Origin of the sequence: Catenulispora sp. MAP12-49 (assembly GCF_041262705.1) — a bacterium.
Lineage (GTDB): Bacteria > Actinomycetota > Actinomycetes > Streptomycetales > Catenulisporaceae > Catenulispora.
In genome coordinates this window covers 609001-628763 of the sequence record NZ_JBGCCP010000002.1, presented here as the reverse complement: position 1 = coordinate 628763, position 19763 = coordinate 609001, and the positions used below count along the sequence as shown (strand labels likewise).

Sequence of the window (19763 nt, the reverse complement as noted above, 5' to 3'; positions counted from 1 at the left end):
CGACGCCGACCCCGAACCCGCAGCCCCAGCCAGAAAAGAGACGACCGTGTCAAACCCGATCAACCACATAGAGTTCATCGGTATCACCGGGACCCGTCCCGGCAGCGAGACCGAGACCGCCGTCGCCGACGGCCCGGTGGTCCAGCCCGGATACCTCCAGGACCTGGCCCTCGCGCACGAGGAGTCCGGTTTCGACCGGGTCCTGATCGCGCATTCCTCGGCCTCGCCGGACGGCTTCGTCATCGCCGACCAGGTCCTGTCCCGCACCTCCCGGATCGGGGTGCTGCTCGCGCACCGTCCCGGGTTCGTGTCGCCGACCTATGCCGCGCGCAAGTACGCGACGCTGGACGCCTTCCACCCCGGCCGCGTCGCGCTGCACACCATCACCGGCGGCGACGACCGCGAACAGGCCCGGGACGGCGACCTGGCCGACAAGGCCACCCGCTACCGCCGCACCGACGAGTTCCTGACCGTCGTGCGCAAGGAATGGGAAAGCACTGAGCCCTTCGACTTCGAGGGCGAGTTCTACACCGTGCGCGGCGGCTGGTCCGCGATCCGCCCCGACGCCGGTGGCATCCCGGTCTACTTCGGCGGCGCGTCCGAGGACGCGGTCCGGGTCGGCGGGAAGCACGCCGACGTCTACGCGTTCTGGGGCGAGCCGCTGGCCGGGATCGCCGAGCGGATCCGCGAGGTGCGGGCCGCCGCGGCGCCGTTCGGCCGGGACCCGCGCTTCAGCGTCAGCCTGCGCCCGATCCCGGCAGCCACCGAGGCCGAGGCGTGGGAGCGGGCCGCCGAGGTGCTGCGGCTGACCAAGGAGAAGGCCGGCGAAGCGCGCAAGGCCTGGGGCTGGGGCGGCGACAAGAAGGACTTCGCCGCCGCGCGTGGTTCGCAGCGGCTGCTGGAGTACGCCGCCGAGGCCGACGTCCACGACAAGCGGCTGTGGACCGCCGTGGCCAAGGAGACCGGCGCCGCCGGGAACTCCACGGCCCTGGTCGGCAGCTACGAGCAGGTCGCCGAGGCGCTGCTGGACTACGTCGCCCTCGGCGTCAGCACTCTGCTGATCCGCGGCTTCTCCCCGTTGGACGACGCCCGGGACTACGGCAACCTCGTCCGGCTGGTGCGCGCGCAGCACGAAGGTGCGCCGCTGGTCGGCGCGGGCGTCTGAGGGCCGCTGCCGATGTTGCCGCCGATGGTGCCGACCGCCGCCGCGCCGGTCTCGCCGACCACCTCGCACTGGGGTGCCTTCGGCGTGCGGGCCGGCGCCGGCGCTGACACCGATGCCGACACGCACACCGACGCCGGGATCACGGTGGTCCCGCATCCCGCCGACCCGGCGCCGTCCCCGCTGCTGGCCAACATCCCGGGGGCGCTGCGCCACCGCACCAGGGTCCGCAGACCCGCCGTCCGACGCGGCTGGCTGGAGCGCGGCCCGGGTCCGGATCCGCGCCGCAGCCGCGAGCCGTTCGTGGAGGTCGGCTGGGACGAGGCGCTGGACCTGGTCGCCGCCGAGCTGGACCGGGTCCGCCGCGACCACGGTCCGCAGGCGGTGTTCGGCGGTTCCTACGGCTGGGCCAGCGCGGGCCGGTTCCACCACGCGCAAAGCCAGCTGCACCGGTTCCTGAACCTGGCCGGGGGCTTCACCTCCTCGCGCAACTCCTACAGCCTGGGGACCTCCCTGGTCGTGCTCCCGCACATCGTCGGGGACGCCGAGGCCGTGCTGCGCGCCGGTTCGTCATGGCCGACCATCACCGAGAACACCGAGCTCATCGTCGCGTTCGGCGGCATACCGGCCAAGAACGTGTTCGTCACCCCCGGCGGGGTGACCCGGCACGTCACGCCCGGAGCGCTGGAGGCCCTGTCGGCGCACGTCGCGCTCATCAGCCCCCTGCGCGCCGACCTGCCCGAGCCGGTGGACGCCACCTGGTACCCGATCGCCCCGGCCACCGATGTGGCGCTGATGCTCGCCCTGGCGCACACGCTGCTCGTCGAGGACCTGCACGACCGGGCGTTCCTTGACCGGTACACCGTCGGCGCCGCCGAGTTCGAGCGCTATGTGCGCGGCGCCGCCGACGGCGTTCCCAAGGACGCCGACTGGGCCGCGGCCCGGTGCGGCATCGCCGCCGAGGACATCAGGGCCTTGGCACGGCGCATGGCCGCCTCGCGCACCCTGCTCACCGTCACCTGGTCGCTGCAGCGGATCCAGCACGGCGAGCAGCCGGTGTGGGCCGCGATCGCGCTGGCCGCGCTGCTGGGCCAGATCGGGCTGCCCGGCGGCGGGTTCGGCCACGGCTACGGCAGCATGGGCGACGTCGGCGACCACGGCCCGCAGCTGCGGCTGCCGTACCTGTCGCAGGGCCGCAATCCCGTGGACGAGTACATCCCGGTCGCGCGCATCGCCGATATGCTGCTGAACCCCGGCGCGCAGTACGACTACGACGGCGCGCGCCGCACCTACCCCGACATCCGCCTGGTGTACTGGGCCGGCGGCAACCCCTTCCACCACCATCAGGACCTCGGCCGGCTGCGTCGCGCGTTCGCCCGGCCGGACACGGTCGTCGTCCACGAGCCCTACTGGACCTCGACCGCGCGGCACGCGGACATCGTCTTCCCCGCCACCACGACCTTGGAGCGCGAGGACCTTGGCGGCGGACGCCGTGACACCCACCTGATCGCGATGCACCGCGCCGCCGGCCCGGTCGGCGAGGCCCGCGACGACTACACGATCCTGTCCGGCCTGGCCGAACGGCTGGGCTTCGGAAAGGAGTTCACCGAAGGCCGTTCGGCGCGCGATTGGCTGGTCCACCTCTACGAGGGCTGGCGCGCCGGCCTGAGCAAAGACGGCCACGCGGTTCCGCCCTTCGAAGAGTTCTGGCAGGCGGGGGAGTACCTCCTGCCGGCCGGACCCAGCCACTTCACCCTGTTCGAGGACTTCCGTGCCGACCCGGACACGCATCGGCTGCGCACTCCCAGCGGCCGCATCGAGATCGTGTCCGAGAAGGTACGCGGCTTCGGCTACCCGGACTGCCCGGGGTATCCGGCCTGGCTGGAGCCCGACGAGCAGCCGAACGCCGGGACCCCGCTCGTCCTGATCGCCAACCAGCCCTCGACCCGGCTGCACAGCCAGCTCGATGTCGGGGCCCTGAGTCAGGGCTCGAAGGTCGGCGGGCGCGAGCCGGTCCGGATCCACCCGGCCGACGCGGCCCCGCGCGGCATCGCCGACGGCGACCTGGTCCGGATCTTCAACGCCCGGGGCGCCTGTCTGGCCGGGGCCGTGCTGACCGAAGGGCTGCGGCCCGGAGTGGTGCAGCTGCCCACCGGCGCGTGGTTCGACCCCGTCCCCGGCTTCGACGACGAGCCCTGGTGCGCGCACGGCAACCCCAACGCCCTCACCGCCGACCTCCCCTCCTCGCGGCTGTCGCAGGGCTGCACCGGCCAGCACGCGCTGGTCGACGTCGAGCGCTTCGAGGGTGAACCGCCGCCGGTCACGGTCACCGAACCGCCGGTCCTGTTGAGAAAGGAAGACTTGTGAGCACCCCGACCACCGATGCCGCTCTGATCCCGCCGGCGTTCGACCAACTCGCGGACGTGACGGCGTTCCTCGCCGAGCGCGCCGAGGGCCACGACCGCGCCGCGTCCTTCCCGTTCGACGGCGTCGACCGGGTCCACCGCGCCGGGCTGCTGACCGCGACGGTCGGCGAACGGTACGGCGGCGCCGGGGTGCGGCTCGCCGGGACCGTGCGCGTCCTGCGCGCTCTGGGCGCCGGCGACCCGTCGGTGGCGCTGGTCTCGGCGATGACCCTGTTCACCCACGCGCTCCAGGACTCGAACCCCACCTGGCCCGAGGAGTCCTACCGCGAGCTGCTGGAGGAATCGGCCCGGGGTCCGGCGCTGGTCAACGCGCTGCGCGTCGAGCCCGACCTGGGAACCCCGGCCCGGGGCGGCCTGCCGGCCACCACGGCGCGTGCCGACGGCGAGGACTGGGTGCTGACCGGGCACAAGATCTTCTCCACCGGCGCGCCCGGCCTTCGCCGACTGGCGGTGTGGGCCCGGACCGACGAGGAGCCGCCGCGCGTCGGCTCGTTCCTGGTCCCGGCCGGCGCGGCGGGCCTGAGCATCGAGCCGACCTGGGACCATCTGGGACTGCGCGCCAGCGGCAGCCACGACGTGATCCTGGACCGGGTCCGGATCCCGCGCGGGGCCACCGCCGGCCTGACCGACCCCGCCGAGCCCGACCCCCGGCGCGACCCCGGCCTGATCGCCTGGAACAACCTCGGGCTGACCGCGCTGTACCTCGGCGTCGCCGAGGCCGCCCGCGACTGGCTCGTCGGCTTCCTGCACGAACGGACCCCCTCGGCCCTGGGCCGTCCGCTGGCCACGCTGCCTCGGTTCCAGGCCGAGGTCGGGGAGATCGAGGCGGCCCTGTTCGGGGCGCTCGCGCTGGTCGAGGCGCTGGCCGAGCGCGTGGACGCCGGGGACCGCCGCGCCGCCGAGCACAGCGGCGCGGCCAAGCTGATCGGCACCCGCGCGGCGATCGGCGCGGTCGAGCGCGCCGTCGCGCTGATCGGCAACAACGCCCTGACCCGCCGCAATCCGCTGGAGCGGCACCTGCGCGACGTCCTGTGCTCGCGAGTGCACACCCCGCAGGACGACAGCATCACCGCCGCGCTCGGGGCCGCCGCCCTGGCCCGCCACACCACCACCGCACACAGCCAGCACTGATCGACCCCAGCACTGATCGACCCGAACCCAAGAAACCCGCGACACCGAGCAAGGAGAGATCCCGATGCCCGTCGAGTTCATCGGCATGATCGGCACCAAGCCGGGCTCCGAGACGTTCCACGTCCCCGGCCCGATCATCGACCCCGACTACACCCGCCGCTTCGCCCGGGCCCACGAGGACGCCGGCTTCGACCGGATCCTCATCGGCTACGGCTCCGGCTTCCCCGAGGGCAGCCAGGTCGCCGCATACGCCGCGGCGCACACCGAGCGCCTGAGCCTGCTCGTCGCGCACCGGCCCGGCTTCGTCGCGCCGACCCTGGCGGCCCGGCAGTTCGCCACCCTGGACCAGTTCACCGACGGCCGCGTCGCGGTCCACACCATCACCGGCGGCCACGACGCCGAACAGCGCCGCGACGGCGACTACCTGACCAAGGACGAGCGCTACGCCCGCACCGACGAGTACCTCGGCATCCTGCGCCGCGTCTGGACCGCGGAGGAGCCCTTCGACCACGACGGCGAGTACTACAAGTTCGAGGGCCACCACGCGGAGGTCAAGCCGGTCACCCGGATCCCGCTGTACTTCGGCGGTTCCTCCGAGGCCGCGTACCGGGTCGGCGGCAAGCACGCCGACACCTTCGCGCTGTGGGGCGAGCCGCTGGCCGAGACCGCCGAGCAGATCGCCGCGGTGAACGCCGCGGCGGCCGCCGCCGGACGCGTCGACACACCCGGCATCTCGGTGTCCTTCCGGCCGATCCTCGGCGCCACCGAAGAACTGGCCTGGGAGCGGGCCGAGCGCATCCTGGACAAGATCAAGGGCGGAGGCGGCGGCGCGTTCTGGTCGGCGAAGAAGGCCCCCTGGCGCACGCCGGGCCAGGCGCCGGAGAACGTCGGCTCGCAGCGTCTGCTCGCCGCCGCCGAGAAGGGCGACCGCCACGACCGCGCGCTGTGGACCGCCACGGCCAAGGCCTCCGGCGCCGGCGGCAACTCCACGGCGCTGGTCGGCACCCCGGAGACGGTGGCGCAGGCGCTGCTGGACTATGTGGACATCGGCGTCACGACGCTGCTCATCCGCGGCTACGACCCGCTCGACGACGCGATCGACTACGGCCGCCACCTCATCCCGCTGGTTCGTGAGGAGGTCGCGCGCCGAGAGAACGAGGGTTCCGGCACGCCGGCATCGGGTTCGGTCGCGACCGAACCGGCCTTGAGCGGGGCGGCGCGGTGACTGTGGCTGTGAATGTGACTGTGACGGCGTCGGTGACGCACAGCTGGCTGCCCGAGGGCCCGGCGGCGGTGCGCGGCACGGTCGTGGTCCTGCCCGGCCGGGGCGAGCACGGCGGGGTGTACGAGCGTTTCGGACGACGGCTGGCCTACGACGCCTACGCCGTGCACGCGGTCGGTGCCGGCGATACCGGTGATTCCGTCGGTGTCGGTGTCGGTGTCGGTGTCGGTGCCAGTGTCGGCGCCGGGGCCGCGGCGCTCGCCGAGACTGTTGCCGGGCTCGCCGCCGTTGCCCCGGGGCCGGTGGTGCTCGTCGGTTCGGACACCGGCGCCTTGAATGCTCTTTCGCTGGCGCTGTCCGGCACAGTCGCGATCGGCGGCCTGATTCTGGTGGGCGTCCCCGGCCGGGTGCAGTTCGCCGGACCGGGGGACTGGCAGGCGGAACTGGAAGCGCGTACCGCCTGTCCGACGCATCGCGCGCGCCTGGACGCCGACCACGACTTCGTCAGGGGTGCGCTGTCCGAACCGGTGTCGGCACAGTTGTCGGCGGTGCTCGACGATCCGGCGCTGGACTCCCTGGCGATTCCCGCCCTTCTCCTGCACGGCATCGACGACCAGCTCGCGCCGGCCTCGGAGGCATCGGCGCTGGCCGACCGGCTGCCCGGCGCCGAGTTGGTGCTGGCCCGGACTCCGTCGCACGACGTGCTCAACGACGCGATCCACCGCACCGTCGCCGCGCACGTCGTGCAGTGGCTGGAGCGGCTGCGGGGGGAAGGACCGGCCCGCTCACTGCTGGCGGTGCGGCCCGCGACCGAGCCGGCGGCGGCGCGGTGACGACCCCCGGCCGGGGCCCGCACGTCCACTGGTACCTGCCCACCGCCGGGGACGGCCGGGACATCGTCGGCTGGGCCCACTCCCGCACCGCGACCGACGACCCGCGTGCCGCCGGCCGGCCGCCGGATCTGGGGTACCTGGCCGATGTGGCCCGGGCCGCCGAGCGCCTGGGCTTCGAATCTGTCCTGACGCCGACCGGCACCTGGTGCCAGGATCCCTGGATCACCACCGCCGCGCTGGCCGCCCTGACCAGCGCCCTGACCTTCATCGTCGCGCTGCGGCCGGACTCGATCGCGCCGACGCTGGCCGCGCAGATGGCCGCGACGTTCCAGCAGCAGTCCGGCGGACGTGTCGCGCTGAACATCGTCACCGGCAGCGACGAGCAGGAGCAGCGCCGCTTCGGCGACCGGCTCGGCCACGACCGGCGCTACGAGCGCACCGCGGAGTTCATCAGCGTCCTGCGAGGCGCCTGGGACGACAAGCCCTTCGACTTCGTGGGCGAGCACTACGACGTGGCCGGCGCGACCGTCGGGCGCCCGCTGGACGGCCCGCCGCCCACGGTCTACCTCGGAGGCGCCTCGGCCGCGGCGGCCGATGTCTCGGCCCGCCATGCCGACGTCCACCTGGCCTGGGGCGAGCCGCCCGAGGCGGTCGCGGCGCAGCTCGAACGGGTCTGCGAACGTGCCGCCGCCCTGGATCGCGAGCCACCGCGGTTCGGCATCCGGCTGCATGTCATCACTCGCGACACCGCGGCCGATGCCTGGGCGGAGGCCGATCGCATGCTGGCGGCGCTGGACCCGGCCGCCATCGCCGTGGCCCGGCGCCGCTTCGAAGCCTCGACCTCGGTCGGTCAGCGCCGCATGACGGCACTGACCGCCGGGGGAGCGGACCGGTTGGAGGTCGCCCCCAATCTGTGGGCGGGTTTCGCGCTGGTCCGCAGGCACGCCGGCACCGCGCTGGTCGGCAGCCACGAGCAGGTCGCCGAGCGGATCGCCGAGTACCGCGCGCTGGGCGTCGAGCACTTCATCCTGTCCGGACAGCCGCACCTGGAGGAGGCCTACACGGTCGGGGAGAACCTGCTGCCGCTGCTGCGAAAGCCGTGAATCGGGTCCCCCGGGCGGTGAATCGGAACCCCGGGGCTCCTCGCAAGGAAAGGCTTACCTAACATAGGCTTGCCTATCCTTACGAGCGCTCGAAACGGGACGGACCCATGCTGCCTACCTTCGTCATCGGACTCCGGGAAGGACTGGAGGCCGCGCTGATCGTGGGGATCATCGCGGCGTTCGTGAGCCAGCAAGGCCGCAAGGACCTGCTGCGCTGGGTCTGGGCCGGGATCGCGGCGGCGGTGGTGCTGTGCCTCGCGGTCGGCGTGGGCCTGGAGGCCGCCTCGGCCGAACTGCCGCAGAAGCAGCAGGAGGGCCTGGAGACGGTCGTCGGCGTGCTGGCCGTCGGCATGGTCACGTACATGGTGGTCTGGATGCGGCGGAACTCCCGCGGGCTGAAGAAGCAGCTTGAGGGACTTGCCGCCGACGCCATGGCGCAGGGCGCGGCCGGCCGGGCCATGGTGCTCATGGCGTTCCTGGCCGTGCTGCGCGAGGGCTTCGAGACGGTGGTCTTCCTGCTCGCCGCCTTCCACGAGTCCGGCAACGCCACGCAGGCCGGCGGCGGCGCGCTGGCCGGGATCGCGGTCGCGGTGCTGCTCGGCTACGGCATCTACCGGGGCGGCGTGCGGCTGAACCTGTCGAAGTTCTTCCGGGCCACCGGCATCGTGCTGGTGCTGGTCGCCGCCGGGCTGGTGGCCACCGCGCTGCACACCGCGCACGAGGCCGGCTGGCTGAACGCCGGGCAGCAGTCGACCGTGGACCTCAGCGGCGTGGTGCGGCCCGGCTCGGTGCAGTCGGCGCTGCTCACCGGGATGCTCGGGGTCCAGCAGCATCCGGTGCTGATCGAGGTCGTCGGATGGCTGGTCTACCTGGTGCCGATCGGGCTGTTCGTGGCCTGGCCGCCGACCCGGACCCCGGCCCGGGGCCCGCTGGCGCGCGCCGCGATCGGGGTGGCCGCCGTCGGGGCCGTCACGGCGATCGCGCTGGTCTTCGCCGCGCCGTCCGCTCCGCACACCGAGGCTCCCTCGGCCACCGCGACGTTCCGCGTCGACACCGGCGCCGGTGTCGACGCCGGGCCGGTGGACGTCACCGCGCAGCGCACCGGTGCTGAGACGCACGACGGCATCGCCACCGACGTCTACACCGCTACCCACACCGGCGCCGCCACCGGCCGGCCGGCATCACTGAGCTACGACGAGGCGGCCCAGCTCAACGGCGGACGGCTGCCCCTGGGCGTGCGCCCGGCGAATCAGGGCCAGAACGCCGGGTCGGTACGCGTCGACTACGCGGAGACGACGTCGACCACCCTGTGGGTCGAGCCCAAGACCGGCCGTGTCATCGATCTGCGATCCACCGACACCACCCGCGGCACGCTCGTCGCTACGCCGGTCGGGGACGTGGCGCTGGACAAGCCGGTGGCGACCGCCGACCACACGATGCCCGCCGCCGCCGCGCACGCCGAGGCCGCCGCGGCCCGGCACGACCTGACCGCGCTGGACCGCCGCGACGGATTCGTGACCGGGGCCTGGCTCAGTGCGGGCGTCACGGCTCTGGCCTGTGTCTACGTGGCCTGGCTCGCGATGCTCACACGGCGCGAGCGGCGCTCGCATGTGACGCACGTCACCGCGGAAGCGGCGGTGAGTCCTTCGGGATCCGTGTAACTTAGGCAAGCCTTACCTAAGTAATTGCTCTCTTAAGTATTCGCTGTCGAGCCCCGAAGTTCCCCGAGCCCTGTCAGGAGCAGCCTTGAAGACCACGAGCGCCGTCCCCGCCCGCCGACCGCGGGCCGCCTTCGCCGGCCTGGCCGTGGCGGCGCTCGCCGCCGGCACGCTGGCCGGATGCGCTTCCTCCAAGTCCAGCGGGTCGGACTCGAAGTCCGCTGCGGCCGGTGCCGCCTCGTCCTCCTCCTCGGCCCCGGCCGGCGACCCGCACAGGGCGGCGGTCAGCATCACCGCGGCCGAGGGCTGCGCCGTGGACAAGACGACCTTCCCGGCCGGCCAGGTCACCTTCGAGATCGCCAACAAGGACGCGACCGCCGTCAGCGAGGTCGAGCTCCAGAGCGGGCAGCGGATCGTCGGCGAGAAGGAGAACCTGCCGCCGGGCTTCACCGGCTCCTTCACCGTCGCGGTGGACGCCGGTTCGTACTCGCTGTACTGCCCGGGCTCCGGCAAGCCGAACCAGACCCTGACCGTCACCGGCACCGCGCCGACCTCCGGCGACAGCGACACCGCCACGCTGCTGGCGCAGGGCGCCAAGGAGTACGCCGCCTACGTCAACACTCAGATGGGGTACCTGGTGCAGACGAGCCAGGCGCTTCAGGCCGCGTTGAAGGGCTCGGACCTGGACGCCGCGCAGAAGGCGTACATGAAGGCCCGGCCGTACTACGAGAAGATCGAGCCGGTCGCCGAGTCGTTCACCAGCGGCAGCGACAACCTGGACGCCGACATCGACGCGCGCCAGGGCGACGTGCCGGACGCCCAGTGGGGCGGGTTCCACCGGATCGAGAAGGGCCTGTTCGCCGACAAGAGCCTGGCCGGCCTGTCGCAGTACGGCGACACGCTGGTGACGAACGTGCAGAAGCTCCAGTCGCTGACCGCGGGCCTGGAGTACAAGCCCTTCGAGCTGGCCAACGGCGCGCAGGAGCTGCTCGACGAGGTGTCCAGCAGCAAGATCACCGGCGAGGAGGAGCGGTACTCGCACATCGACCTGCTCGACTTCCAGGGCAACGACGAGGGCGCCGAGCAGGCCTTCGCCGACCTCAAGCCGGCGCTGCAGAAGATCGACCCGGCGCTGACCGGCAGCATCTCCGACGCCTTCACGGCCCTGGACAAGCTGGTCGACGGGTACCGCAGCGGCGACAACGCCTCGGGCTTCGCGCTGTACTCCTCGCTGCAGGACGCGGACAAGCAGAAGCTGGCCGCCGCGGTGAAGGCGGTGCAGGAGCCGCTGTCGCAGGTGGCGGCGAAGGTGACGAAGTCCTAGAGCCGATCTGGGCCCGCCGGACACGACTAGACGAACAGACGAATAGACGAAACAGGAATGGGATCCGCAGTGGATGAGACGTCAGAGCCCGGCACGGCCTCCGGCGGGGCCAGTCGGCGGCAGCTGCTGGGGCGGGCGCTCGGCGTCACGGCCGGGGCCGCCGCGGTCGGCGGGGCCGGGTTCGGCGTCGCCCGCGCCACCGCCGGCGACAAGCCCGTCAGCGACAAGCCCGCCGCCGCCCCGGCGCCGAACCCCGCGGCCGACATCGTGCGGTTCTACGGCGCGAACCAGGCCGGGATCGCCACGCCGGCGCAGGACCGGCTGGCGTTCGCGGCCTTCGACGTCACCAGCACCTCGGCTCGGGATCTACAGGTGCTACTGGGCACGTGGGCCGCTGCCGCGGCGCAGATGACGCGGGGGCTGCCGGTCGGCGCGGTGGAGACCGATCCGCAGGCGCCGCCGATCGACACCGGCGAGGCCGACGGGCTGTCCGCGGCGAAGCTGACGATCACGGTCGGCTTCGGGCCGTCCCTGTTCGACCAGCGCTTCGGGCTCGCCTCGCGGCGTCCGGCGGCCCTGGCCGACCTGCCCGCGCTGCCCGGCGACAGCTCCCTGATGCCCGCGCGCAGCGGGGGCGACCTGTGCGTGCAGGCGTGCGCCGACGATCCGACGGTCGCCTTCCACGCCATCCGCAACTTCGCGCGCCTGGCCCGGGGCACGGCCGTGATCCGCTGGTCGCAGCTGGGCTTCGGCCGCACCTCGTCGACCTCCGTCGGCCAGCAGACCGAGCGCAACCTGATGGGCTTCAAGGACGGCACCCGCAACATCAAGGGCGAGAGCTCGGCCGACCTGGCCGGCTACGTCTGGGTCGGCGAGGAGACCGACCAGCAGTGGATGAAGGGCGGCAGCTACCTGGTGGCCCGCCGCATCCGCATGCTGATCGAGTCCTGGGACACCGACTACCTGGCCGACCAGGAACGCGTCTTCGGCCGCACCAAGACCACCGGCGCACCCCTGACCGGCAAGACCGAATTCGACACCCCCGACTTCACCGCCAATGGCCCCGACGGCCAACCCACGATCCCCGACTTCGCCCACATCCGCCTGGCCGCCCCCGAGAACAACGCCGGCCAGAAGATCCTGCGCCGCGGCTACTCCTACACGGACGGCATCGACCCCACGACGGGCCTCCTGGACGCGGGCCTGTTCTTCCTGGCGTACCAGAAGGACCCGCGCAAGCAGTTCGTGCCCATCCAGACCCGCCTGGGCCGGCACGACAACTTGAACGAGTACATCCGGCACACCGGCAGCGCCCTGTTCGCGGTGCCGCCGGGGCTGGGGGCGGCCGGGGATTGGTGGGGGAAGACGCTGTTCGCCTGACCGGCTTTGCGTTGGCCGTCCAGTCCCGTCCCGTCCGGCCCCGGTGTCGGCTCGCGGCGCTCAGCTCAGCTCGGCAGGCAGCTGCTGATGGCGAAGACGGAGTACGGGCTGGTGGTGCCCCAGTGCCACGGGTTGCCCTGGCAGTCGTAGCCTTGGCCGCCGACCACCTGTGTGTGCTGAGCGTCGCTGTAGTAGGTCAGGGAGTTCTGTGTGCCGTTGCCGCCGCCGGGCGGCAACGCGTTGGCCGAGCTGACGGGCACCAGGATCGCCGCGCCGATGAGGGCGGCGCCGAACACCATGCGACGGAGCATCGTGGGGTTCCTTTCGGGAGGGACCAGGCCTGGGGCAGGCGCAGGACTCGTTTGTTCCCGAACGGGGTTTCGCAGAACACGAATATGGTTCGGCGGGTCCGCGATGGCTGAAAGGAGCGCCCGGTCAGGGTCGGCCCGGGTGCTTCACCGTCAGCCCGGGCGCTTCACCGTCAGCTTGGAGCCCCGCAGGTCGCCGGTCAGGCGTATCGCCGGGCCGCTCACGCCGCGCGGACGTCCCCGGTCCACGACCTTGCCCCGATGGAGCCCCAATTCGTCGGCGCTCACGGCCGTGTCGGCCGGAACGGCCAGAACAATCTTGCTCCTCTCGGCCTGGAACCAGATCTCCAGCCCGCCCGACGGGAGCGGAGCGGTTCGGAAGTCCAAGTAGGCCGAAGCGAGGGAGAGGTCGACGACGAGGCGGCGAGGTATCTGCCAGAGGCCGACCCGCTCAAGGTGGCCGTGACTGATGGCGAGCCGCACGGAGTCCGGCACGGCAGGGGCCGGCGGCATGGGGAGGTCGTCGACCAGAGCGTCCAAATCCCCATAAGTCAGCGCGGAAAACGCGGCCTCGATACGCGCATCGAGCTCCTCCAGGCTCAGCCGCCCCTCGCCCGCGGCGAGCCGGATGCGTTCGGCGGCCTCTTCCCGTTCCTCGGGGCTGACGCGCTGGCGTGCCCGAGCGGAGCTCGACTCTGTCATGGGGTCATCGTATTGAGAACTGAGCCGGTTCGGGCGGGCGACGCAAACGAGATGCAAACAGCTCGGCCGCTTCTTGTGCCTGATCAGCGGGTGTAGAACTTGCGGTGGCGCTCGTGAGACGAGCGAGGCGAGCAGGTCGGATCGGCCGGGCTGTGTGCGTTCGGGGGCATGATGACGGGGCGATGGCTCAACCGCAGGACCCTGGGCACCGGCCTGGCCGGCCTGGCTTGCCTGGGTTTCGCGCTGTTCCTGCTTCCGCGCGGCATCGGGGCTGTCGCTGCCGAGGAGGAGCTCTCTGCTGCGAAACCGTGCCCTGCCGGCGCCGCGTGGGACGCCGACTGTCGGCAGGACGTCATCGGCACGGTGGCAAGTGTGACGCGCTCCGGCTCGGGCAGGACTCTCGAATACGTCCTCGAGGCCTGGACCGCGCACGGATACGTCGATGTCGAGTTCCTCGGCTCGAATTCGCTGGTCCGCCGGGCGCAAGGCGGCGACGAACTGGTCCTGACCGAGACGCGGGGCAAGGTGGTGACGGTCAGCGGCTACGGGCTGCGCGAGGGGGCCAGGGACGTTGCCAAGGAGGGGACGCAATCCGAGCTGGCCGGTACATCGTTACTACTCGGACTGGCGATGCTCCTGCTGCCGGTGGCCGTCACAACGGCTCGCGACCGGGGCGACAGGATCGTCCTTCTGCGCGGCGTGCCGCAGTTCGTCATGCTTACCAGCCTCATGGCCGGGGTCGTGCTGGTCGCCAACGCGGTGGTGCTCGCCTTCGGGACCGAACCGCGCGTGGACCTGGGCGTCGTCGCGGGATCCTGCGCCGCTGTGCTGGCGCTGTGCGTGATGGTGGTCCGGATCAGCCATCAGTAGTCTGAGTCGCCGTAACGGCGGTCTTGGCGGAGCCTGGGCCGTGGAACGGGGAGACGCTATAGGTATGGCTCTCCGCGCTCCAGTTTGGACGTGCCACCCTCGAACGTCTGGTAGCAGCCGACACCCTGGCGAGGGGACGCGGTCCCGCTCGGCGGGGTCGGTGGCTCGTTCGATCTCGCCGGACGTGTCGTCGAGGCGGCGTTGCGCCAGTGTCTGGGTCGCGGCCGCGCCGACCAGGGTGTTGGCCGCTGTCTGCGCCAGTTGAACGAAATCAGTTGAACGAAATCGTTTGCGACCCGAGACGGCGGCATGGCAGCGTGACGGCTTCGTCTGCGGGGAGGAACAGCCTTGGACACCGAACGACGTTTTGCCGACGCCGGCCAGCTCGCCGATCTCGTGACGGCCGCGTTCGGTACGGATCGTCGGATCGCCGAATCGCGGCGGCTGCCCAACGGGTCCAAGAAGGGTGTCTATCGGCTGCGGTTGGATGACGGGACCTGCGTCGTCGTCTACATCTGGGATCCGGTCGAGGACTACTGGCACGGTGTGCTGCCCGATGACGCCGCCGATCCGGCCGATCCGTTCTCTCATGCCTCAGGGCTGGATCTGTTCGAGGCTGCCAGTGTGCGGCTGGCCGATCTCGGCGTTCGCAGCCCTGCTCTTCTGTTGGCCGACCGCAGTCGTAGCCGGTATCCCGCGGAGGTCGCCATCGTCGAGGACGCCGGCGGCACGACTCTGGAGGAGCTGCTGGGCCGTGAGCCCGATGCCGGCGCGGCGAGTCTGGAGGTGCTGGCCGAGTCGCTGGGCAGGATGCACGCTTATGGCGCGCCTGCTTTCGGCAAGGTCGGGTTCGTCGATGCGGGCGGCCGATCGAGGGCCGCGTCGTGCGAGAGGACGGTCCTGGACCGGGCGCTGGCCGAGGTTGACGAGGTCGCCGGGCGGGATCCGCGTGCCGAGGCCGGTCGTGGTGCCCTCATCGAGATGCTGCATTCCCTCGCCGCCCGGGTGGTACCGCGGTCGCGGATCGGGTTGATCCACGGCGAGCTCGGTCCGGATCACGTCCTGGTCGGCCCCGATGGCGTACCCGTGCTCATCGACATCGAAGGCCTGATGTACTTCGACATCGAGTGGGAACACGTCTTCACCCGCATGCGCTTCGAGCGGCACTACGACCGCCTGCGCCGCGACGACCTCGACGAAGACCGGATGCGTCTGTACCAGTTCGCCATGCACATCGACCTGGTCGCCGGACCGCTGCGCATCGCCGAGAGCGACCACCCCCAACGCCAGTGGTTCCGCGACCTTGCCGACTTTCACCTGCGCCAGGCGCTTGAGTTCCGGCCCTGACACGACTTCCGGCCTTGAGACGCGTTCCGGCCCTGACACGAGTTCCGACCTTGCTGCGGTAAGCAGGGTCATGCCCGCACCGACTCCCGGAACCGGCCCGGTGTCATGCCGCTGCGCGTCCGGAAGAACTTGGCGAAGTTCGCCGTGTCGTCGAATCCCACGTGCTGGGCGATGCGCGCCACGGCGTCGTCGGTGTGGGCCAGCAACCGCTGGGCTTCCAGCACGACGCGGTCGTCGATGAAGCGTTTGGCACCGACTCCGGCGGCGGCCTGGGCGGCGCGGCTGAGCGTGCGGGGCGCGTAGCCGAGGCGGGCTGCGTACCAGGCCAAGTCCCGGTGCTGGGGGAAGTTGGTCTCCACCGTCGCGGCGAATGTCGAGAACAGGCTGTCCGCCGAGTCGTCTGCCCGCGATGAAGACGGTGCCAGCCTCAGCATCAGCACCTCCAGAAGGTTGCGCATGACAGGCGCGGCGGCCGGGCTGTCGTCGCCGGCGGCCGACTCCTGGCGCAGGTGGTGGAACGCCGCCATCGCCAGGTTCGTGATCGGGGCGATCGGGCTGCCGGCCAGACCGGGCGGCTGCGCCGCGGCGGTTGCGGTGCGCAGCAGCTCGGGGCGGAACAGCAGGACCGCGCCGTCGGCGTCGGTGACGTCGTCCCAGCGGTGCGTCCAACCCGGCCGGATCCACGCGACCTCGCCGGCGCCGAACCGGTGCTGAACGAAATCGACGGTCACCTCGCCCGTCCCGGACTCGCACCACGCGATGACGTGGAAGTCCGCCCGCACAAGCTCCCAGGGCCGCTGACCGGCGCGCATCTGCCGCAGTTCGGCGAAGGTGAGCAGCTCGACACCCAGCGCGTCCGGCGTGTAGCGGGCTGCGCGGATCGGCTGCGAGTGTCCGTTTTTGACAATCATCAGTCCCGAACATACCTCGTACTGGCAGTGATGCCCCGCCTAGTGTCGATCACGAGGAAAGGAACGCGACGATGACACTCGAATCTCGGGAAATCGCCATAGTTGGCGGCACCACCCGCGCGTATATCGAAGACGGAAGCCAGGATCAGCCCACGTTGATCATGCTGCACTACTGGGGAGGCTCCCGCCGGACGTGGGGACCGGTCGTCGACCGCCTGCGCGGCCAATGTCCGATAGTCACCTTCGACCACCGGGGCTGGGGCGACGCCTCAGCGCTGCCCGGGCCCTACGGCCTGGAGCAGCTGGCCGACGACGTGGAACGCATCGTGGCCGGGCTCGGCATCCAGAAGTTCGTCCTGGTCGGGCACTCCATGGGCGGCAAGGTGGCGCAACTCGTGGCCTCCCGGCGCCCGCCCGGCCTGGCCGGCGTGGTTCTGGTCGCGCCGGCGCCGCCACGCCCGACCGTCGACGAGGACACCCGCGAACAGCTGAAGAACGTCTACACGTCCGAGGCGGCGGTCCAAGCAGCCATCGACCACGTGCTCACGCTGGGGGAGCTGACCCCGGATCTCCGAGCGCAGGTCGTCGCCGACAGCTTGGCGGGCAATCCGCAGGCCCGGTTGGCGTGGCCGAGCGAGGGACTGACCGAGGACCTCACCGAGGCAGGGGCGCGGATCGACGTGCCGGTCCTGGTCCTCGCCGGATCCGACGACCGCGTCGACCCGCCGGCGACACTGGCCGATCATCTGCTGCCGTTCATCGGCACAGCGTCGCTGGAGGTGCTCCCAGAGACAGGTCATCTGTCTCCGTTGGAGGTACCGCACGCTGTCGCGACGGCGATCAGCGGGTTCATCGCCGGACGTCCACGGCGCGCCTCCGATGAAGTGGCGGCGCGCCACGATTAACTTTCGGCGTTCTGTCGATCAAGGGAAATGAGGCCAGACGTGGGGCACACACCGAGCCGACGGACCTTGCTGCGCACGCTCGCCGGCGGCGTACTGGTCGCTGGCTTCGATCCCACCGCGCGGGTCTGGGCGGCGGCTGACACCGGGGGAGCCGCCGACTCCGGGAGTGCGGCCGGGGGCGGGTCCGGCGTCGTGCCGGTGCCGCCCCTGGACGGGCGGCTGCTGCTCGATCCGGCCGATCTCGCGCCGTTCGCCGACGACTTCGGCCATTTGGTCCATCGCACGCCCCGGGCGGTGCTCGAGCCCGGGTCGGTCAAGGACATCGCGGTGATGATCGGGTTCTGCGCGCGGTTGGGGCTGCCGGTGGCGCCGCGCGGCCAGGGGCACCAGACGTTCGGCCAGGCGCAGGTCAGCGGTGGTCTGGTGATCGACATGACGCCGCTGAACGCGATCTCGGTCGACCCCGTCGCGAAGACGGCGTCGGTGGGTGCCGGCGCGCTGTGGCACACGCTGCTGACCGCGAGCGTCGCGCACGGGCTGACGCCGCCGGTGTTCACCGACTACATCGAGCTGTCGGTGGGCGGCACCGTCGCCGCCGGCGGGTTCGGCGGGGCCACGCAGCGCTTCGGTGCGCAGGTGGACAACGTGACCGAGCTCGACGTGGTCACCGGGACCGGCGAGGTGCTCACCTGCTCCGCGGCCAAGCACGCCGACCTGTTCCACGCCGCGCTCGCCGGGCTCGGGCAGGTCGCGGTGATCACCCGGTGCACCGTGCGGCTGGTGGCCGCGCCGACGTCGGTGCGCAGCTACACGCTCGCCTACCCCACGGCCGCGAGCCTGATGGCGGCGCAGCGGCAGGCGGCGCACGACGGCCGGTTCGACTGGCTCGAAGGCTCGGTCAGCCCGGTCGGTGCCTCCGCCGGGTTCGCCCTGCAAGGGGCCGTCTACTACGACGCCACCCCGCCGAACGACGCCGCGGTGCTCGCCGGCCTCGGTTTCACCGGGGTGCCGCAGACCCAGGACTTCGCCTACGTCGACTTCATCAACCAGCTCGCGCCGGTCGTCGCGTTCCTGCAGTCCACCGGCGAGTGGTTCGACCCCCACCCCTGGCTCAACCTGCTGGTCCCCGACGCGGCGGCCGACGCCTTCGTCAGCACGACCGTCGCCGGGCTGACCGCGGCCGACATCGGGGCGAGCGGGCTGGTCCTGGTCTACCCGGTCCCGGTGGCGAAGCTGACCGCGCCGTTGCTGCGGGTGCCGCGCCATGGCGAGTTCGCTTTCCTGTTCTCGATTCTGCGCACCGCGTCACCGGACGTCGGCGCGCTGCCGGCGTCGGCGATGCTCACCGCGAACGCCGCGCTCTACCACGAGAACCAGGCGCTCGACGGGACCCAGTACCCGGTCGGGTCCATTCCGGGCCTGACCACGGCCGACTGGCGCCAGCAGTACGGCTCGCAGTGGCCGTTCTTCGTCACCGCCAAGCAGCGCTACGACCCGCGCCGGATCTTGACTCCGGGACAGGGGATCTTCCCGCCGCCCGCGGGTTCCTCCAAGGCGATCACGCTCGGCGCGGCGGGTCAGGAGTCGTCGGGCTGACAGACGAGGAACAACTGGATCTCCGGCGGCGCGTAGCGGTCGACCGGTGCGTAGCGGACGGTCTCCTGGACGACGATACGGAACCCGGCCTCGCTCACCACCCGGTGCAACCGCTCCTCGAAGTACCCGGTGACGTGCACCGACACACCCAGGAACGAGATGGGCACGTCATCGAGGTCGGCCTCGACCATGCTCAGGACGAGCCACCCGCCGGGGCGCAGCACGCCGCGCAGCGCCGCGAGCGCGGCCGGGATCTCCGAACGCGGGAGCATGAGCAGCGAGAAGAACGCGACGACCGCGTCGAACAAGCCGAGCGCGACGTCCATCTCGGTGGCGTCCACAAGGAGGAACGCAGCTTCGGGCACGTTGGCCCGGGCCAGCGAGAGCATCACCGGTGAGATGTCGATGCCGGTGACGTCGGCGCCCGCCGCGACCAGCTGGCGGGCCGTCGGCAGCCCGGTACCGCACCCGACGTCCAGCACGCGCGCATTGGGCGGCAGCCGCTTGATGAGCCACTGGGCGACGGCGATCTGGCCGTCCTTGTGGGGGAACGCGTCGTCGTAGCGCTCGCCGATGTGGTCGAACGCCGCCGCCTGCGCGGCGCGCCGGTAGGCACGCAGCTCCGCCGCCGAATCTGTCGACATCTCCGGCCTCCTCGGTCACCGCCATTGTCTCGCGGGACCGCTCGCGGCGAAGGTCGAGCGCGATGGAGCACGACCGGGCACGACTGAGCACGACTGAGCACGACCAGGCACGACCAAGCACGACCGATGCGCCCCACAAGGCTCAGTGAGGTTGCCGGTCGCCCCGGGGCTGCACAGACTCGAGAAAGGCAGGCACAGCCTCGAGGAAGTCGCCACTGAGGTGAGGCAGAGGAAGTCGGCG

At 71.8% G+C, this 19763-nt stretch carries 17 protein-coding genes; 13 read left to right on the top strand and 4 right to left on the bottom strand.

The window, feature by feature from the left end; translation table 11 throughout:
- Nucleotides 1–46: 46 nt before the first annotated feature.
- The 9 genes from ABIA35_RS06780 to efeB all read left to right on the top strand — a co-directional run bounded on the left by ABIA35_RS06780 (nucleotide 47) and on the right by efeB (nucleotide 12239).
- Nucleotides 47–1165, top strand: coding sequence for an LLM class flavin-dependent oxidoreductase (locus ABIA35_RS06780; RefSeq protein ID WP_370357314.1), 1119 nt, complete (start codon nucleotides 47–49; stop codon nucleotides 1163–1165).
- A gap of 24 nt (nucleotides 1166–1189) precedes the next feature.
- The gene (locus tag ABIA35_RS06775; protein ID WP_370357313.1) at nucleotides 1190–3529 is read left to right on the top strand and encodes a molybdopterin-dependent oxidoreductase; all 2340 of its coding nucleotides are present in this window, start codon (nucleotides 1190–1192) and stop codon (nucleotides 3527–3529) included.
- Nucleotides 3526–4719 carry an acyl-CoA dehydrogenase family protein gene (locus ABIA35_RS06770; RefSeq protein ID WP_370357312.1) on the top strand — a complete coding sequence of 398 codons (1194 nt, stop codon included), beginning with the start codon at nucleotides 3526–3528 and terminating at the stop codon, nucleotides 4717–4719. Before ABIA35_RS06775 ends, ABIA35_RS06770 begins: the two co-directional genes overlap by 4 nt.
- Before the next feature lie 64 nt (nucleotides 4720–4783).
- On the top strand, nucleotides 4784–5944 hold the full coding sequence (locus ABIA35_RS06765) for an LLM class flavin-dependent oxidoreductase (RefSeq protein WP_370357311.1): 1161 nt from the start codon (nucleotides 4784–4786) through the stop codon (nucleotides 5942–5944).
- 8 nt (nucleotides 5945–5952) lie between these two features.
- Complete coding sequence (locus tag ABIA35_RS06760; RefSeq protein WP_370357310.1) at nucleotides 5953–6774, top strand: alpha/beta hydrolase; 822 nt, start codon at nucleotides 5953–5955, stop codon at nucleotides 6772–6774.
- A complete protein-coding gene (locus ABIA35_RS06755; protein ID WP_370357309.1) occupies nucleotides 6771–7877 on the top strand; it encodes an LLM class flavin-dependent oxidoreductase in 1107 nt (368 codons plus the stop codon). Before ABIA35_RS06760 ends, ABIA35_RS06755 begins: the two co-directional genes overlap by 4 nt.
- A gap of 107 nt (nucleotides 7878–7984) precedes the next feature.
- The gene (gene efeU / locus ABIA35_RS06750; protein ID WP_370357308.1) at nucleotides 7985–9538 is read left to right on the top strand and encodes an iron uptake transporter permease EfeU; all 1554 of its coding nucleotides are present in this window, start codon (nucleotides 7985–7987) and stop codon (nucleotides 9536–9538) included.
- Nucleotides 9539–9623: 85 nt separating this feature from the next.
- The gene (gene efeO, locus ABIA35_RS06745) at nucleotides 9624–10859 is read left to right on the top strand and encodes an iron uptake system protein EfeO (protein ID WP_370357307.1); all 1236 of its coding nucleotides are present in this window, start codon (nucleotides 9624–9626) and stop codon (nucleotides 10857–10859) included.
- A gap of 57 nt (nucleotides 10860–10916) precedes the next feature.
- Nucleotides 10917–12239 (top strand): iron uptake transporter deferrochelatase/peroxidase subunit, encoded by a 1323-nt coding sequence (gene efeB / locus ABIA35_RS06740; protein ID WP_370357306.1) that lies wholly within the window; start codon nucleotides 10917–10919, stop codon nucleotides 12237–12239.
- Nucleotides 12240–12304: 65 nt separating this feature from the next.
- Here efeB and ABIA35_RS06735 read toward each other — a convergent pair whose 3' ends face one another.
- Both ABIA35_RS06735 and ABIA35_RS06730 read right to left on the bottom strand, forming a co-directional pair.
- Nucleotides 12305–12550, bottom strand: coding sequence for a DUF6289 family protein (locus tag ABIA35_RS06735; protein WP_370357305.1), 246 nt, complete (start codon nucleotides 12548–12550; stop codon nucleotides 12305–12307).
- Between the two features lie 150 nt (nucleotides 12551–12700).
- Nucleotides 12701–13249: a DUF1707 domain-containing protein gene (locus tag ABIA35_RS06730; RefSeq protein ID WP_370357304.1), complete on the bottom strand. Its 549-nt coding sequence runs from the start codon at nucleotides 13247–13249 to the stop codon at nucleotides 12701–12703.
- Between the two features lie 168 nt (nucleotides 13250–13417).
- Here ABIA35_RS06730 and ABIA35_RS06725 point away from each other — a divergent pair, with 168 nt between their 5' ends.
- Both ABIA35_RS06725 and ABIA35_RS06720 read left to right on the top strand, forming a co-directional pair.
- The gene (locus tag ABIA35_RS06725) at nucleotides 13418–14119 is read left to right on the top strand and encodes a hypothetical protein (protein WP_370357303.1); all 702 of its coding nucleotides are present in this window, start codon (nucleotides 13418–13420) and stop codon (nucleotides 14117–14119) included.
- A gap of 348 nt (nucleotides 14120–14467) precedes the next feature.
- Nucleotides 14468–15466, top strand: coding sequence for a phosphotransferase family protein (locus ABIA35_RS06720; protein ID WP_370357302.1), 999 nt, complete (start codon nucleotides 14468–14470; stop codon nucleotides 15464–15466).
- Between the two features lie 68 nt (nucleotides 15467–15534).
- Here ABIA35_RS06720 and ABIA35_RS06715 read toward each other — a convergent pair whose 3' ends face one another.
- The gene (locus tag ABIA35_RS06715) at nucleotides 15535–16377 is read right to left on the bottom strand and encodes a helix-turn-helix domain-containing protein (protein WP_370357301.1); all 843 of its coding nucleotides are present in this window, start codon (nucleotides 16375–16377) and stop codon (nucleotides 15535–15537) included.
- Between the two features lie 71 nt (nucleotides 16378–16448).
- On the opposite strand from ABIA35_RS06715, the gene ABIA35_RS06710 reads away from it, so the two are divergent.
- Nucleotides 16449–17282, top strand: coding sequence for an alpha/beta fold hydrolase (locus ABIA35_RS06710; RefSeq protein WP_370357300.1), 834 nt, complete (start codon nucleotides 16449–16451; stop codon nucleotides 17280–17282).
- Nucleotides 17283–17321: 39 nt separating this feature from the next.
- Nucleotides 17322–18878, top strand: a complete 1557-nt coding sequence (locus ABIA35_RS06705; RefSeq protein ID WP_370357299.1) for an FAD-binding protein — start codon at nucleotides 17322–17324, stop codon at nucleotides 18876–18878.
- Here the strand turns inward: ABIA35_RS06705 and ABIA35_RS06700 are convergent.
- Nucleotides 18860–19522 carry a class I SAM-dependent methyltransferase gene (locus ABIA35_RS06700; protein WP_370357298.1) on the bottom strand — a complete coding sequence of 221 codons (663 nt, stop codon included), beginning with the start codon at nucleotides 19520–19522 and terminating at the stop codon, nucleotides 18860–18862. The genes ABIA35_RS06705 and ABIA35_RS06700 overlap by 19 nt on opposite strands.
- Nucleotides 19523–19763 lie beyond the last annotated feature (241 nt).